Consider the following 16,096-nt stretch of genomic DNA (forward strand, 5'->3'; position numbering starts at 1 on the left):
CAGCAACGGAGGATGGAACTTTTGTTGCGTGATGTTACTAACCAGCGTCTCCTGCCTTTCCACCAAACCATGGAACCCTGCCATGAGCCTTGACCGCTATCACTCGTTGCTTCATGCCTATGGCTGCGGAAGCGGGGCGGAGGTGACGCAGGTCATGGTGGGTACGCAGCTTATCCATCTTCACTATGCCGCGGATGACGAGGACGTGCAGGATGACTGCCTCATGGCACGCACCGATGTGCTGTTTCTGCCGCACGCGCCCACGGCGCGGGTTTGCCGGACGCTGCTGCAGGCCAATGCCTTCTGGTCGGGAATCCAGGGCGGAGCGCTGGGCCTGCGCGGCAGCCAGGTCGTCATGCTGAGCGTATCGCAGTACCTGAGGGCATTGAATGCCGACAGCCTGGCGCTGCTGCTGCAGGACATGGCGGAGGACGCGCGGCGCTGGGCGGTCGTCCTGCAGATGCCGGACAGCGCCAAGCCGCGCGCGCCGTGGGACCCTGGCGTACTGGCATGAACACCGCAGAAGTTTCTCCCATGCCTGCGCTTGAATCCTATGCATTGCTGCTGCAGGGCCTCGCGGCGCAGGCGGGGCTCGATGCCGGCCAACTGCTGGCCAGCGAGGAAATCGTCATCGACGGCGTGGCCGTCGCCCTGTCGCAGGCAGGCGCCTGCCTGCAGTGCGTCTGCGAAGTGGCGCAACTGCCGCTCGAGCCGCCGCAGGAATTGCTGCATTTGCTGCTGCAAGCCAATACGTTGGGGGCGCCCACGCGGGGCGCGACCCTGGGCCTGCTGGCAAGCCGCGATGCCCTGGTGCTGGCCAGGCGGATTCCGCTCGATTCCTCGGCGCAGCTCGCGGCCCGCACCTGCCGCGATCTGGCCGCCATGTCGGTGCTGTGGGCGGCAGTGCTGCCGCAAACCTGAGCCGCGCCGGTCCGATTGACTTGTTGGTTACAGGAATTCGATGAACCTTCCCATTCAGCGCCAGGGGCCCAGCAGTGCGTGGAGCGGCGTTCGCGTCGAGGCAGGCGACACGCCGGCCAGATCCGCAGCAGCTGCCGGCCCGGGCGATATATCCGCCACAGACCGAGCCATAGCGCACGGCTTCTTCGTCGCAGTGGGAGACGGCACGCAAAAGCAGGCCTTGGCGCGGGAGGCGGCAGCCTGCCGCGAAGCCATGACGTCAGCACTTGGTGCCGCCTTGCTGGCCGCCGAGCGCTCGGGCCATCGTCCGGCCGAGACGGACGCCAAGAAAACTCCGGGGACGCGACCACAGGCCACGCCAGCGGTGGTGGCAGCCGAAGTCGCGCGCCAGGAAAAATCGCTGGCTGCGGTTTTGAAGTCGGCTTTCGGCAAGGTCGCTGATCGGGCCGGCGACGAAATGCGCAGATCATGGCCGAAGCTGATGGAGAAGGGCGTGGAATTCGGGCTGCGGAAGATGACCAGCGTGGCATTGCAGCTCGGTCCAGGCGTGGAGCCGCAAATCGCCGATGAACTCGCCAAAATAGCGCTGCCTTGGGTGGTCTCTGGCGCAGTCAACGTGGGCATGGCCATGAAATCGCATATCGAAGGTCTGCTGGAGCGCGCCGCGCCGTCAGCATCCCCGACGCGATAACAGGCCGCAGCGGCGACGCGTGTCGGTTGCGCTTCGACACAATTTCGGTCACCGGTACGGCTATTGCATCAAAGGCGCTTACACGCTCTCGCGCTGGCCGCTTCGGCCGCTCGCGGTAGGAGCATGCAACACGGCGTCGCGAACGAAAATCCTGGTGCAGACATCCATTTCAACGAAACGGAAGCAGATATGAGCATTGCTCCTTTAAGCAAGGCATTGACAGCGGCAGGCGCCCATCAGATTTCCAGCGAAAGTCTGTTCAAGCCGTTGAAGACGACGCTCGACAAAATAATCAATGTGATCACGCTAGGCATCTATGGTGCTTACAAGAATGACGTTGCTTCGGAGACGAAAAATGCACTTCTTGATCTGGGAAAGGCTCTTGTCAAGTGGAATCCTGATGCTCCGGATATTCCTGTGGAGCTGAAGATCGACAACAGAGATTACGAAATATCCGACATGCCCAATGGCGGATTGCGACTGGTGGATTGCGCCAGCGGAGAAAAAATCGAGATTGACGGCGTGAGCCTGGCCTCGATGCGAGACATGATCTTGTCAGATCTCATGAACCATCCCGATTTTTCGCAAGCCATGGAGCAGCGGTTCTATGAGGATGCGACGGTGCATGTGGACTTCGTCGGACTGAAGCAGGAGCGCGCCAACGCCTGCGGCGAAGCCAGCCGGAACATGATCCTTGCCTACCATGGCGTCGATTACGCGCCAGCCACGAATTCACGCAATATATTTGCTGGTATCGATAAGGACGAACTGGTCCTGGAAATGCGCGGCAAAGGATTGACCAGCTTGCCTTTGCACGCCAACGAACATGATGGCTACACCTCCGAACAGATACGGGCGGGGCTGAAAAACGGACCATTGCTGTGTGAACTCACCGGTCATTTCGTGATCGTTCATGGCGTCAACACGATGTTCGATCGCGTCGATATATTTTGTCCTTTGCTGGGAAACCGTTCGGCCAGTTTGGCGGATTTCAATTCCCACCTGGATTGGGCGCAGGATGTCGGCAAGGCGCCGTTGACCGCTTTCAGGAAAACCGATGCGCATGCTGACGACACGGCCGGTGGTTTCGGGAAAAGGCATGATGCAGATTCGTCGTCCGGCATCATCGACAGATTGGGTGTCGGCTTGCTTGCCACGGGTTTCGCCATCGGCAACAGTTGGCTCAAGAGCCTCGAGGATTTCGCCGATACGATGTGATCGGCGGAGCGTGGCCGGCGGCGATGGCACCTGCTTGCCCCAGCGGTCGCAGGCGCAAGGCTTGCGGCCGTAGTGGCCCGGCTGTCTGGTCGCTGGTGCTGCCTCCTATGGCACACTCGAAGGCTTTACTTGATCCATCGCCGCGGGGCGGGTAGCGCATGCAGAAAATCATCGGGCAAATTGCCGCAGAAATCAAAGTCAGCCAGCAGCAGGTCGTCGCAGCCGTTGAACTGCTCGATTCCGGGGCCACGGTGCCGTTCATAGCGCGCTACCGCAAGGAGGCCACGGGCGGCCTGGACGACGTGCAGCTGCGCGAGCTCGAAGCCCGGCTGTCCTATCTGCGCGAGCTCGAAGACCGGCGCCTGTCGGTGCTCAAGAGCATCGACGAACAGGGCAAGCTGACCGATGCGCTGCGCGCGGCGATTGCCGCCGCACCGACCAAGCAGGAGCTTGAGGACATCTACCTGCCCTTCAAGCAAAAGCGCCGCACCAAGGGCCAGATCGCGCGCGAGTTCGGCATCGAGCCGCTGGCCGACAAGCTGTTTGCCGATCCCACGCTCGACCCCCATGCCGAAGCCCAGGCCTATTGCCGCCCGGCGACGCTGCTGGACGACGGCAAGCCCGGCCCGGATTTCTCGCACACGCTGGCGGTGCTCGACGGCGTGCGCGACATCCTCTCCGAACGCTGGGCCGAGGATGCGCAGCTGGTGCAGTCGCTGCGCGAGTGGCTCTGGGAAGAGGGCCTGCTGCGCAGCAAGAAGGTCGAGAGCAAGGACGAGAACGACCCCGAGGTGGCGAAGTTCCGCGATTATTTCGACTATGACGAGCCCATCGGCCGCGTGCCCTCGCACCGCGCGCTGGCGGTGTTCCGTGGCCGCGCGCTCGAGATCCTCGAAGCCAAGCTGGTGCTGCCCGTGGAGCCCGAGCCCGGCCAGCCGAGCCTGGCCGAGGGCCGGATCGCGCTGCACCTGGGCTGGAGCCACGCCAAGCGGCCGGCCGACGACCTGCTGCGCAAGTGCGTGGCCTGGACCTGGCGCGTGAAGCTGAGCCTGTCGACCGAGCGCGACCTGTTCTCGCGGCTGCGCGAGGAGGCCGAGAAGGTCGCGATCAAGGTGTTCGGCGACAACCTGCGCGACCTGCTGCTGGCCGCGCCCGCGGGCGCGCGCACCGTCATGGGGCTGGACCCGGGCATCCGCACCGGCGTCAAGGTGGCCGTGGTCGATGCCAACGGCAAGCTGGTCGACACCGCCACCGTCTACCCGCACGAGCCGCGCCGGGACTGGGACGGCGCGCTGCACACGTTGGCGAAGCTGTGCGACAAGCATGGCGTGAACCTGATCGCCATTGGCAACGGCACCGCCAGCCGCGAGACCGACAAGCTCGCCGGCGAGCTCATCAAGCTGATGGCCAAGGCCGAGCGCAGCATCCAGAAGGTGGTCGTGAGCGAGGCCGGGGCCTCGGTCTACTCCGCCAGTGAATTCGCCTCGCAGGAAATGCCCGATGTGGACGTGAGCCTGCGCGGCGCGGCCTCCATCGCGCGGCGCCTGCAGGACCCGCTGGCCGAGCTGGTGAAGATCGACCCCAAGAGCATCGGCGTGGGCCAGTACCAGCATGACGTCAACCAGAGCGAGCTGGCGCGCACGCTTGACACCGTGGTCGAGGATTGCGTGAATTCGGTCGGCGTGGACCTGAACACCGCCAGCGCGCCGCTGCTGGCGCGCGTGTCGGGCCTGTCGGGCAGCGTGGCCAAGTCGGTGGTGCGCTGGCGCGATGCCAACGGCAGTTTCAGGAGCCGCAGGCAGCTGCTGGAAGTCAGCGGCCTGGGCGCCAAGACCTTCGAGCAAAGCGCGGGTTTCCTGCGCATCCGCGGCGGCGACAACCCGCTGGACATGACCGGCGTGCACCCCGAGACCTATCCGGTCGTGGAAAGCATCATCGCCACCACCGGCAAGCCGGTGACGGAACTCATGGGCCGCGCCGACACGCTCAAGACGCTCAAGCCCGAGCTGTTCGCCAATGAACAGTTCGGCGCGATCACGGTGCGCGACATCCTGGGCGAGCTGGAGAAGCCGGGGCGCGACCCGCGCCCGGACTTCGTCGTGGCGCGCTTCAACGAGGGCGTCGACGACATCAAGGACCTCAAGGAGGGCATGACGCTCGAGGGCACCGTGAGCAACGTCGCGCAGTTCGGCGCCTTCGTCGATCTGGGCGTGCACCAGGACGGGCTGGTGCACGTGAGCCAGATGAGCCACAAGTACATCGGCGATGCGCGCGAGGTCGTCAAGACCGGCCAGATCGTCAAGGTCAAGGTGCTCGAGGTCGATGTGGTGCGCAAGCGCATCAGCCTGACCATGAAGCTCGACGCCGCGCCCGCGCGGCGCGACGGCCCGCGCGACAACCGCTTCGAGGGCGCGGCCCGCGGCTACGCCGCGCCGCGGCGCAGCGAGCCGGCGCCGCAAGGCGCGATGGCTTCGGCGTTTGCCAAGCTGCAGCCGGGCCGCGGCAAGTAATACGAGCGCCCTGGAGGCCCTCCATAATGGCCCCATCCTTTCATTGCCACCACGCCATGGATCCGAAGGACCTGCTGGCCACGCCGCCTGCCTTGCCAAGCCTGCCGCGCGCGGTGGCGCTGCTGAGCGCCGAGCTGGCGGCGCCGGCGCCGCGCCTGCGCCGGCTGGCGCAGCTGTTCGCCACCGACCCGCAGCTCGCCGCGCAGCTGCTGCGCGAGGCCAATGCGCCGCTGTACCAGTTGCCTGGCCGCATCGGCGGCATTGCCGAGGCGCTGGTGGTGGTGGCGCCGGCGCGCCTGCAGTCGCTGGTGGCCGCGGCGCGGCGCGGCGGCGGCGCGCGCGCCGTGCCCGGCATCGACCTGGCGCAGTTCTGGCGCTACAGCCTCGAGACCGCGCGCATGGCACGCGCGCTGGCGGCCATGGTGCGCTACAGCCCCTCGCATGCCTACGCTGCCGGGCTGGTGCATGCGCTGGGGCTGTGCGTCATCCATCTGCGCGCGCCGCAGCAGGCGGCGGCGCTGCAGGTGCGCTGCGCGCCCCTGGCGCCCGAGCGTGCCTTCGAGGAGCAGGCGGCCTGGGGCCTGAACCATGCGCAGGTGACGGCGGCCCTGGCACGGCAGTGGCACTGGCCGGCAGCGCTGGCCGATGGCTTGGCGCAGATGCACCAGCCGCTGCAGGGCGCGGCCAGCGAGCCCCTGGCCGGGCTGCTGCACCTGGCGGTGTGGCGCGCGCGCGCAGGCCTGGCGGCGCTTGGCGAGCGCGAGCTCGCGGTGAGCTTTCCCGCGGAAACCGCGCTGGCGCTGGGGCTGGACATCGACATGGTGCTGCAGCAGGAGCCCATCGACTGGTCGCAGCCGGGCATGCAGGCCGAGGCACACTGAACGCGCGGCGCGGGGCTGGCCTGCCGGCTCCCCTGCGCCGGCCCCCGGTCGTAGAGCGGCGTCGGGTCGCGGGTGAAGCCGCGCAGCATCTCGGCTCCATCGTGCAGGAGGCCGTCAGCAATGTGCTGCGGCACGCCCGGGCCACGGCATGGCAGCTCACGCTGAAGCAGAGGGTTTGCAGGGCATGGCCTAGCATGCGGCGCGTGTCGGCGCGCGGCTGGCGTACGCCCCGGGCCTGCCTGGCCGGGGCGTGTGCGTACACGTGCATTGGCCCGTGCCCCCGCCCAGGCGCTGAGGGCTGCCTGGCGCCGGCGCGGGCCTGGCGAGGCGTTTCGCGGTGCCGGCTGACAGGCAGCTCGGGTGCTTTGGGATGCAATGGCGCTTGGCGCGTCCTCCCTCCACCAGTTTCCCACCCATGCCCGACAAATTCCCCGAGCCTGCAGCAGCTCCCTCACGGCCGGCGCCCGGCCTGCAGCCAGGCAACAGGCGCGCCGAGCCGCAGACCACCACGGTGGAGGCGCCGGTCTTCGCCCAGCTGGCGGCCATGCTGCCGGCGTTGCGCATGCTGGTAGGCATGCTGATCGCGGCGCTGGTCATCGTCGCGCTGTTCTTCGGACGCGACTTGCTGGTGCCGCTGGCCCTGGCCATGCTGCTGGGTTTCCTGCTCGATCCAGCCGTGAGCCGGCTCAAGCGCTGGGGCCTGTCGCGCATGGGCGCGACGCTGGTGGTGGTGGCCATCACGCTGTGCGCGCTGGGCGGCATGGGCGCCTACCTCACCAACCAGGTCAGCCAGCTCAGTGCCGATCTGCCGACCTACCAGAGCACCATCCGCACCAAGCTGCGCGAGCTGCATAAGTACGTCAGCGGCCCCAGCGTCTGGGACGGCGCGCGCAAGACCTACGACGCGGTGGAGAAGGAAATCGTCGGCCCCAGCGGGCGCCAGCCCGCGCCGCGCGTGCAACGCGTCGAGATCCAGCCCACCGAGCTCAAGCCGCTGGCGCAGTTCACGGCCTGGCTGGACCGGGTCAGCGAACCGGTGCTGATGGCCGGCATCGTGCTGCTGTTCGTGGTGCTGATCCTGCTCGACCGCGACGACCTGCGCGACCGGCTGATACGGCTGATGGGCGGCAACCTGCACCTGGCGACCAATGCGCTCGACGAGGCGTCGCAGCGCATCGGCCGTTACCTGCGCATGCAGTTCATCGTCAACGCCAGCTATGGCGTTCCCATGGCCGTCGGCCTGTGGTTCATCGGCGTGCCCGGGGCCATCCTGTGGGGCGTGGTGGCAGCGATCATGCGTTTTGTGCCCTATGTGGGGCCGATGATCTCGGCGTTGTTCCCGCTGGCGCTGGCCTTTGCCGTCGATCCGGGCTGGAACATGTTTCTCTGGACGCTGGGTCTGATCCTGCTGCTGGAGCTGATCAGCAACAACGTGATCGAGCCCTGGCTCTATGGCACCAGCACCGGCCTGTCGACGATCTCGATCATCGTGTCGGCCACGTTCTGGACCGCGCTGTGGGGCCCGGTGGGGCTGATGCTGTCCACTCCGCTCACGGTGTGCCTGCTGGTGCTCGGGCGCTACCTGCCGGCGCTGCAGTTCATGGAGGTGCTGCTGGGCAACGCCCCGGTGCTGGACGCGCCGCATCGGCTGTACCAGCGCCTGCTCGGAGGCGACGTGGAGGAGGCCATCGAGCTGTGCACCGATACCGTGGAGGCGCTGGTGCCGGCCAAGTCCACCCCGGGGCAGGTGAGCGACGCGGTGACGCGGCTGTACGACGACGTGGTGATGCCGGCCCTGCGCGTGGCCACCAGCCACCACACCGGCGCGGCCACGGCGGCGCACCGCCTGCGGCTGGCCCAGGGCATGGACCTGCTGCTGGGCGAGCTGGCCGAACAATATCCGGCGCGCGCCGCCGAACCCGCGCCCGCGCCGGCACGGCGCGCCCGCGTGCACTGCGTGGGCGCGCGCTGGGAAGTCGACGCGCTGGCGGCCACCGCCATGGCGCATGCGCTGGCGCTGGGCGGCCAGGCCGTGAGCCATTCGCCGCATGCGCTGACGGCGCGCATGCAGGCGCCGGAGGAGCGCAACTGGCAGGACACGGAGCTGCTGTGCCTGTCCGTCTTCACGCCCCAGCCCCAGGCCCAGGTGCGCCAGATCTGCCGGCGGCTGCGCCGGCGCTGGCCCGGCCTGCGCATCGTGCTGGCGCTTTGGAATGCCCCGCCCGAGCTGCTGGCCGAGAACGCGGCGCAGCAGCTGGGTGTGGATGCCATCGCCACCAGCGTGCGCGAGCTGCTGCTGCGCTGCGATGCGCTGCTGGCGCCAACGCCTGGCGGCCCGCGCGCGGCGCCGGTGGGCGAGGGCGACGCGGCACGCGTGGTGGCGCTCAAGGCCAGCGGCTGGCTGGAGCCGAGCCACACGGAGGACATCCACGAGATGGTGGTGCAGGCGGCCAATGCCTTCCACGTGCCCTTTGCCCAGGTCTCGCTGGTCGATGCCGACTGGGTCCACACCCCCGGCACGCTGCTGCCGCCGGCAGGGGGCGCCGGCGAAGCCAACGGCCTGGAGCGCGCGCTGTCGGTGTGCTCGTATGTGGTGCATCAGGACAACGACCTGCAGGTCGAGGACATCGCGCGCGATCCGCGCTTCGCCGACAACCCGATGCTGCAGGCGGCGCAGGTGCGCTTCTATGCCGGCGTGCCGCTGCGCGACCGCCACGGCATGGTGCTGGGCAGCTTCTGCATCATGGACACCCAGCCGCGCAGCCTGGCCGCCAGCGAGTTCGCGCTGCTGCACGACATGGCGCGCCAGCTGCAGGCCACGCTCTCGACCAGCGCCGAGGTGCCGCCGCCGCCCGACTCGGGCACCCGGCATGAGGCCGACGGGCAGCCGTCCGGCCCGTTGCTCGGCCCCTCGCCCGGCCCGGCGCTGGTCTGAGCGGCTGCACAGCTGTTGCACAGGGCGCACGGCCCGGCAACTGCCGCGCCATGGCCCGCAATCCGCGCGCCATGTCCTGGGCCAGGGGAGGGCGTCCTGCAAACGGCTTTCCCGTGCACGCGCGGCGCCAACCCATGCCAATGCCGGCAACAGTTCTTTTTCTCCCCCGGAGGTTGGGGCTTCCCATACTCCAGATGACGCCCGCGCGTCAAGCCAAGTCCAGTTTCCTGACTCCAAGGAGAAAAAGATATGCAAACGAAACTTCGCCATCTCGCGGTGGCGCTGGTGGGTGCGGCCGCCACGCTGGCGACGGCCTCCAGCATCGCCTGCACCATTGCGCCGACCAATCCCAACCGCATCAAGCAGCTGATGGCCAACGAGATCGCCCACCGGCTGGGCATGCGGCCGCACCAGATCTCGCTCGATGCCATCACCACGCCCAAGCTGCAGACGCCGCTGGGCATCGGCGTGGATTGCAGCGGGCTCGGGGCCTATCACCACACGGCCGGATTCCGCATCTGGGACAGTTCGCGGCCGCCCGGTTCAGGCCCCGGCCCCTGGCCCAAGCCCGAGCCCGGCCCGGGGCCCGGCCCGGCTCCCGAATGGCCGCCGCGGCCGTTTCCGGGCACCGGGCCCACCCCTGACCCCGATCCCGATCCCGACCACCTCCCCCTACCCGGATTCGGGCCCCGGCCCGGGTTCGATCCGCGGCCGGATCTCGATCCCCGCCCTGGCGCCGATCCACGTCCGGGCTTCGGCGGACCCCGTCCCTTCCCGCGGCCTGGCTACAGTCCGCGCGATCGGTGCGTCTACGAAGGCGTTGCCGTCGTGCTGGGCCACGGCTATTCCAGCCCGGTAGCGGTGAATTTCGAGCGCCGCTGCCGCTGAAGAGGCTGCCGCGTTGCCGCGCAGGCAGCGCGGCTTCGGGCATGATGGCGGGCGACTCCGTTGCCCAGGCCGGCGCCGGTGGGCTTTGCCAAGCCGCCGCCGGCCGCCACCATGCCGATCGTGAATTCCGACCCTTCCTCCCTTCTGACCGCGCAGATGCGCGATGTGATTCGCCGCATGGAGCGCGCCGCGCGCCCGCCCCTGCACAGCCTTTCGCCCGAAGCCGCGCGCGCCGCCTATGCCGCCGGCGCCGGGGTGCTTGAAATCGCCAAACCCGCGCTGGCGCGGGTGCAGGAACTGCGGGTGCCGGCGCGCGACGGCCACCCCATGCCCGCGCGGCTGTATGCGCCCGCGCCCGCGTCCGAAGGCCCGCTGCCGGCGCTGCTGTACCTGCATGGCGGGGGCTTCACCATCGGCAGCATCGAGACCCACGACGTGCTGTGCCGCGAACTTGCGCGCCAGGCCGGCTGCATGGTGGTCTCGCTGGACTACCGGCTCGCGCCCGAACACCGTTTTCCCACCGCCAGCAACGACGCCTGGGACGCGCTGCAATGGCTGGCCGCGAACGCCGCGGCGCTGGGCGCCGATCGCGCGCGCCTGGCCGTGGGCGGCGACAGCGCCGGCGGCACGCTGGCTGCCGTGAACGCCCTCCTGGCGCGCGATGCCGGCCTGGCACTGGCGCTGCAGCTGCTGATCTATCCGGGCACCACCGCGCACCAGGACACCGATTCCCACCGCCGCTTTGCCCACGGCATGGTGCTGGAGGCCCACAGCATCGACTGGTTCTTCGGCAACTATGTGCGCAGCCCCGAGGACCGCGAGGACTGGCGTTTCGCGCCATTGAACGCGCCCGATCTGGAGGGCGTGGCGCCGGCCTTCGTCTGCCTGGCAGAATGCGATCCGCTGGTCGACGAGGGCGTGGCCTATGCCGACTTGCTGCGCGCCGCCGGGGTGCCGGTGGACCTGGAGATCTACCGCGGTGTGACGCATGAATTCATCAAGATGGGCCGCGCGATTCCCGAGGCGCGCCAGGCCCATGCGGACTGCGCGCGCGCCCTGCGCCTGGCTTTCGACATGGAGAACTGATTGATGCTGCGCCTGGAATCCTTTCGCTGCTTCGACCGCATGCGCGTGCGCTGGGCCGAGGTCGACGCCCAGAAGATTGTGTTCAATGCACATTACATGATGTATGCCGATACGGCCATCAGCGCCTATTGGCGTGCCCTGGCCGTGCCCTATGACACCGGCTTCGCGCGCCTGAATGGCGAGCTGTATGTCAAGAAGGCCACCGTGGAATACCACGCGTCGGCGCGCTACGGCGATGTGCTCGACGTCGGCGTGCGCTGCGCCGGCATCGGCAATTCATCGCTGCGCTTCGAGATCGGCATCTGGAACGGGCAGGCATTGCTCAGCAGTGTCGAACTGGTCTATGTCTTTGCCGACCCGGCCACGCAGACTTCACGGCCCGTGCCCCAGGCCCTGCGCACCCTGATCGAAGACTACGAAGCCGGCCGCGCGATCGGCGAGGTGCGTACCGGCGACTGGAACCTGCTGGGCCGCGATGCGATGCGGCTGCGCATGGAGGTGTTCGTGCGCGAGCAGGGCATCGATCCGGCCCTCGAGATCGACGGCCGCGACGAGGCCGCGCGCCACGTGGTGCTCTACAACCGCCTGGGCATGCCTGTGGCCACCGGCCGGCTGATCACCGATTCACCCGGCGTGGGCCGCATCGGCCGCATGGCCGTGGAAAAGGACCTGCGCGGCAGCACGCTGGGCCGCCAGGTGCTGGACGCGCTGGTCGCGGCCTCGCAGGCGCGCGGCGACCGCGAGGTGCAGCTGCACGCCCAGCGCAGCGCCGAGGGCTTCTACCGGCGTGCAGGGTTTGAAGTGCAGGGCGAGCCTTACGAGGAGGCGGGCATCGCGCATATCACGATGGTGCGCAGCTTCTGAGCCGCCGCGCGGCGCGCCCTGCCTGCAGGCTCAGATATCTTCCAGCAGCACGTAGGGCAGGGGCTGCACTGTCAGCGCCGGCCCGCCGGCACTGCCCGCATGCAGCGCCTCGCCCGCCGAAGCGATCTGCATCGACACCAGCCCCGCCCACCCGCCATCGGGCGCCGGCGCGGCCTGCACCACCGTCCCCGTGGGCTGCTCCGCATCGCTGGCCGCAAACACTTCCATGCCCGGCTCCAAGGCCGCATCGGCCTGCACCAGATAAGCCCGGCGCTTGAGCGTGCCGCGGAACTGGCTGCGGGCCACGACTTCCTGGCCCGGGTAGCAGCCCTTCTTGAAATTCACGCCGCCCACGGATTCGTAGTTCAGCATCTGCGGAACGAACAGCTCGAACAGCGGCGCGCTCAACGTGGCAACGCCGCTTTGCACCTCGCTCCATAGCCAGGCCTCGGCTGGCAGCGCGGGCGCCTGGGGGATCGGCGTGCCCTGCGGGGCGACCCACAGCGCGCGTGGCTGGCCGACGGCGGGGTAGAGGTGCACCAGGCTGGCTTCGCCCAGATCCTGCTTGTCCCAGGGTTGGGCCTGGGGCGTGCCACCGGCCGCAGCCACGGCATCGCCGATCAGACCATGCAAGCTGAACTCGGCCGTGGCGTCGGTGAGCTTGGCCTTGGAACGCAGCACGAACATCGACAGCCGCTTGAGAGTGTTCGGCAGCAGATCGAGGCTGCAGACCAGCAGCACTTCGCTGGCGCTGCGCTTGAAGCCGATGAAGCTTGCCTGCATCCGCCCCTTGGCGGACAGGAACGCCGCCAGGCGCGCGTGCTGCAGATCCAGCAGCGCAAAGTCCTGCGTCAGCTGGTTGTGCAAGAAACTGGCGGCGTCATCGCCTTGCACGCGGATCACGCCAAGATGGGAAATGGGGGCTATGCCATGGAAGGACTGGGTCATGCGTGAATTATGATGCCCGGTCATTCTCATGGGGCGCTGAAGGTTGTGCGTAGATTTTTCAAAGGACTGCTTTTCCTGCTGCTGATGGCGCTGCTGGCCGGTGGCGTGGCCGCCTGGTGGCTGCTCAATCCACTGCCGCAGAGCGCGCCCGTGCTGGAGCTGGAGATCGAGCCCGGCACGACGCCGCGTGCCATTGCGCGCAATGTGGTGCAGGCCGGCGTGCAGACCGATGCGCGGCTGCTCTACGCCTGGTTCCGCGTCTCGGGCAAGGACCGCCTGATCAAGGCCGGCAACTACGAGATTCCCGCAGGCACCACCCCTTACAGCCTGCTGCAGAAGCTCGCGCGCGGCGAGGAGTCGCTGCGCGCGCTGACGCTGGTCGAAGGCTGGAACTGGCGCCAGGTGCGCGCGGCGCTGGCGCGCGAGGAATTCCTGCGTCCGGACAGCGCCGCGCTGAGCGACGAGGCGCTGATGGCCGAGCTGGGCCGCCCCGGCATCGCGCCCGAGGGACGCTTCTTCCCCGACACCTATACCTACGCCAAGGGCAGCAGCGACATTGCCGTGCTGCGCCGCGCGCTGCATTCCATGGACCGGCGCCTGCAGCAGGTCTGGGAGATGCGCGCCTCCGACCTGCCGCTGAAAGCACCGGACGATCTGCTGGTGCTCGCCAGCATCGTGGAAAAGGAAACCGGGCGTGCGGGCGACCGCGCGGAAATCGCCGGCGTGTTCATCAACCGCCTGCGCATCGGCATGCCGCTGCAGACCGATCCCACGGTGATCTACGGCCTGGGCGAGGCCTTCGATGGCAACCTGCGCCGCAGCCACCTGCGCGCCGACACGCCGTGGAACACCTACACCCGTGCCGGCCTGCCGCCCACGCCGATCGCAATGCCCGGCAAGGCCTCGATGATCGCGGCCGTGCAGCCCGCGGCCACCAAGGCGCTGTATTTCGTTTCCCGCGGCGACGGCAGCAGCCATTTCAGCGAATCCCTTGACGAGCACAATAGGGCCGTGAACCGTTACCAGCGCGGGCGCTGAGCCAGCGCCCGCCGATCGAGGAAGTTTGATGAGCCTTACCGGCCTGTTTGTTTCATTTGAAGGCATCGATGGCGCGGGCAAGTCCTCGCACATCAGCGCCCTGGCCGATGCATTTGCCGCCCAGGGCCGCCAGGTGGTGCTCACGCGCGAGCCCGGCGGCACGCCGCTGGCCGAGAAGCTGCGCGCGCTGCTGCTGGGCGATGCCATGGACCCGCTGACCGAAGCGCTGCTGGCCTTCGCCGGCCGGCGCGACCATCTGGTCCAGGTCATCGAGCCGGCGCTGGCGCGCGGCGAGGTAGTGCTGTGCGACCGCTTCACCGATGCCACCTTTGCCTACCAGGGCGCGGGCCGCGGCTTCGACACGGCGCAGCTGGCGCAGCTCGAACGCCTGGTGCAGACCGGCGTCGCGCCCGATCCGCTGCAGCTGCGCGAACCCGATCTCACCGTGTGGTTCGACCTGCCGGCCGAAGTCGCGGCCGAGCGTCTGTCGCACGCGCGGCTGCCCGATCGCTTCGAGGCCCAGCCACTGGACTTCTTTCGTCGGGTTGCGCAGGGCTATGCCGACCGCGCCGCAGCCGCGCCGCAGCGCTTCGCGCGCATCGATGCCAATCACCCGCGTACGCTGGTGTGGCAAGAGCTGCAGGCAGTGTTCGAAGGCCGCGGCTGGCTGCCCTGTGCCCCCGGCGGCGACAAGGACGGCGCATGAGCGCCGCAGTCGCACCCTGGATCGCGGCGCAGCGCCAGGCGCTGCTGGCCCAGCGCGGCCACGCCTGGCTGCTGCAGGGGCCCTCGGGCCTGGGGCAGTACGCACTGGGGCTCGAGCTGGTGCGCGCCTGGCTCTGCGAGAGCCCCATCGACGGCCATGCCTGTGGGCAGTGCCGCAGCTGCCATGCCATCGAGGTGCGCGCCCATGCCGACCTGTGCGTGCTGATGCCCGAAACCGAGATGCTGGCGCTGGGCTGGCCGCTGTCCGAGAAGGCCCAGGCCGAGATCGACGACAAGAAGCGCAAGCCCAGCCGCGAGATCCGCGTCGATGCGATGCGCGACGCGGTGGAATTCACCCAGCGCACCAGCGCGCGCGGGCGCGGCAAGGCGGTGCTGGTGTATCCGGCCGAGCAGATGAATGCCATCACCGCCAACGCGCTGCTCAAGACGCTGGAGGAGCCACCGGGCGACGTGCGCTTCGTGCTGGCGAGCGAATCGGCGCACCAGCTGCTGCCCACCATCCGCAGCCGCTGCCTGATCCACACCATGGCCTGGCCGCAAGAAGGCGCGATGCGCGACTGGCTGCAGTCCCAGGGCCTGGAGCCCGCCGCTGCCGAGGCCTTCCTCAGGGCGTCGGGCGGCCGCCCCGAAGATGCATTGGCGCTGGCGCGCAGCGGCAAGCCGGCGCAGGCCTGGAGTCGGATGCCGCGTGCGCTGGCGCAGGGCGATGCAACGGCGTTTGCCGATCTCGCACCGGGGCAGGTCATTGCCGTGCTGCAGAAGATCTGCCACGACCAGATGGCGCGCGCCAGCGGCGCCGCGCCGCGCTATTTCGCCGCGGCCGATCTGCCCGCCCCGCCAGCGCTGGCGCAGCTCGCAGCCTGGAGCCGGGAGCTGACGGCCGCGCAGCGCACGGCGGAACATCCCTTCAACGCCGGCCTGATGCTCGAGGCGCTTGTCGCACGCGGCCGAAGCGTCCTAAACTCCAGGGCATGAGCTTGTGCATCCCGCGGCTCCAGGCCCCATTGAACCATCCCTTCCCATGAGCCAGACCACCACCACGCCGCGCCCCAGCGTCATGCAGCTGGCCATCAAGGAGAAGGCCGCCCTGTACGCGGCCTATATCCCGATCTTCGCCGGGGGCGGCATCTTCGTGCCCACGCCGCGCGAGTACCGGCTGGGCGACGACGTCTATGTGCTGCTGACGCTGCCCGAAGACCCGCAGCGCTATCCCATTGCCGGCAAGGTGGCCTGGGTCACGCCCGCGCGCGCCGCGGGCAACCGAACGCAGGGCATAGGCATCCAGTTTCCCGCGGACGAGAAATCCAGCCAGCTGCGGGCCCGTATCGAGCAGATCCTGGGCAGTGCCCTGGCCTGGGACAAGGCCACGCAGACGGTGTGACGCTGCGCC

General features: G+C 68.6%; 15 protein-coding genes. 14 read left to right on the forward strand and 1 reads right to left on the reverse strand.

Going from position 1 to position 16,096, the window contains the following annotated elements:
* Positions 1-82 precede the first annotated feature (82 nt).
* From M9799_RS15540 to M9799_RS15585, 10 genes are all read left to right on the forward strand, one after another.
* Positions 83-514, forward strand: a complete 432-nt coding sequence (locus tag M9799_RS15540) for a type III secretion system chaperone (RefSeq protein WP_231042227.1) — start codon at positions 83-85, stop codon at positions 512-514.
* A gap of 20 nt (positions 515-534) precedes the next feature.
* The gene (locus M9799_RS15545) at positions 535-921 is read left to right on the forward strand and encodes a type III secretion system chaperone (RefSeq protein ID WP_231042228.1); all 387 of its coding nucleotides are present in this window, start codon (positions 535-537) and stop codon (positions 919-921) included.
* A 40-nt stretch (positions 922-961) separates the two neighbouring features.
* Positions 962-1,612 (forward strand): hypothetical protein, encoded by a 651-nt coding sequence (locus M9799_RS15550; RefSeq protein ID WP_231042229.1) that lies wholly within the window; start codon positions 962-964, stop codon positions 1,610-1,612.
* A 123-nt stretch (positions 1,613-1,735) separates the two neighbouring features.
* On the forward strand, positions 1,736-2,830 hold the full coding sequence (locus tag M9799_RS15555) for a papain-like cysteine protease family protein (RefSeq protein WP_231042230.1): 1,095 nt from the start codon (positions 1,736-1,738) through the stop codon (positions 2,828-2,830).
* 158 nt (positions 2,831-2,988) lie between these two features.
* A complete protein-coding gene (locus M9799_RS15560) occupies positions 2,989-5,340 on the forward strand; it encodes a Tex family protein (protein ID WP_231042231.1) in 2,352 nt (783 codons plus the stop codon).
* A gap of 56 nt (positions 5,341-5,396) precedes the next feature.
* The gene (locus M9799_RS15565; RefSeq protein WP_231042232.1) at positions 5,397-6,221 is read left to right on the forward strand and encodes an HDOD domain-containing protein; all 825 of its coding nucleotides are present in this window, start codon (positions 5,397-5,399) and stop codon (positions 6,219-6,221) included.
* 415 nt (positions 6,222-6,636) lie between these two features.
* Positions 6,637-9,156, forward strand: a complete 2,520-nt coding sequence (locus M9799_RS15570) for an AI-2E family transporter (protein ID WP_422688603.1) — start codon at positions 6,637-6,639, stop codon at positions 9,154-9,156.
* A 249-nt stretch (positions 9,157-9,405) separates the two neighbouring features.
* Complete coding sequence (locus tag M9799_RS15575) at positions 9,406-10,044, forward strand: hypothetical protein (RefSeq protein WP_231042233.1); 639 nt, start codon at positions 9,406-9,408, stop codon at positions 10,042-10,044.
* 111 nt (positions 10,045-10,155) lie between these two features.
* Positions 10,156-11,130 (forward strand): alpha/beta hydrolase, encoded by a 975-nt coding sequence (locus M9799_RS15580; protein WP_231042234.1) that lies wholly within the window; start codon positions 10,156-10,158, stop codon positions 11,128-11,130.
* 6 nt (positions 11,131-11,136) lie between these two features.
* The gene (locus M9799_RS15585) at positions 11,137-11,994 is read left to right on the forward strand and encodes a YbgC/FadM family acyl-CoA thioesterase (protein ID WP_231042697.1); all 858 of its coding nucleotides are present in this window, start codon (positions 11,137-11,139) and stop codon (positions 11,992-11,994) included.
* Between the two features lie 30 nt (positions 11,995-12,024).
* On the opposite strand, the gene ygfZ is transcribed toward M9799_RS15585, so the two are convergent.
* On the reverse strand, positions 12,025-12,942 hold the full coding sequence (gene ygfZ / locus M9799_RS15590) for a CAF17-like 4Fe-4S cluster assembly/insertion protein YgfZ (protein WP_340163024.1): 918 nt from the start codon (positions 12,940-12,942) through the stop codon (positions 12,025-12,027).
* A gap of 12 nt (positions 12,943-12,954) precedes the next feature.
* Here ygfZ and mltG point away from each other — a divergent pair, with 12 nt between their 5' ends.
* The 4 genes from mltG to M9799_RS15610 are packed head-to-tail and all read left to right on the forward strand — an operon-like array spanning position 12,955 to position 16,087.
* The gene (gene mltG, locus M9799_RS15595; protein WP_377008460.1) at positions 12,955-13,980 is read left to right on the forward strand and encodes an endolytic transglycosylase MltG; all 1,026 of its coding nucleotides are present in this window, start codon (positions 12,955-12,957) and stop codon (positions 13,978-13,980) included.
* 28 nt (positions 13,981-14,008) lie between these two features.
* The gene (gene tmk, locus M9799_RS15600; RefSeq protein ID WP_231042237.1) at positions 14,009-14,686 is read left to right on the forward strand and encodes a dTMP kinase; all 678 of its coding nucleotides are present in this window, start codon (positions 14,009-14,011) and stop codon (positions 14,684-14,686) included.
* A complete protein-coding gene (locus tag M9799_RS15605) occupies positions 14,683-15,681 on the forward strand; it encodes a DNA polymerase III subunit delta' (RefSeq protein ID WP_231042238.1) in 999 nt (332 codons plus the stop codon). Before tmk ends, M9799_RS15605 begins: the two co-directional genes overlap by 4 nt.
* Before the next feature lie 46 nt (positions 15,682-15,727).
* Entirely contained in the window at positions 15,728-16,087 is a 360-nt protein-coding gene (locus M9799_RS15610) for a PilZ domain-containing protein (RefSeq protein WP_231042239.1), read from the forward strand.
* Positions 16,088-16,096: the final 9 nt, after the last annotated feature.

The sequence above is a fragment of the Comamonas endophytica genome (assembly GCF_023634805.2).
GTDB classification, from domain to species: domain Bacteria; phylum Pseudomonadota; class Gammaproteobacteria; order Burkholderiales; family Burkholderiaceae_C; genus Comamonas; species Comamonas endophytica.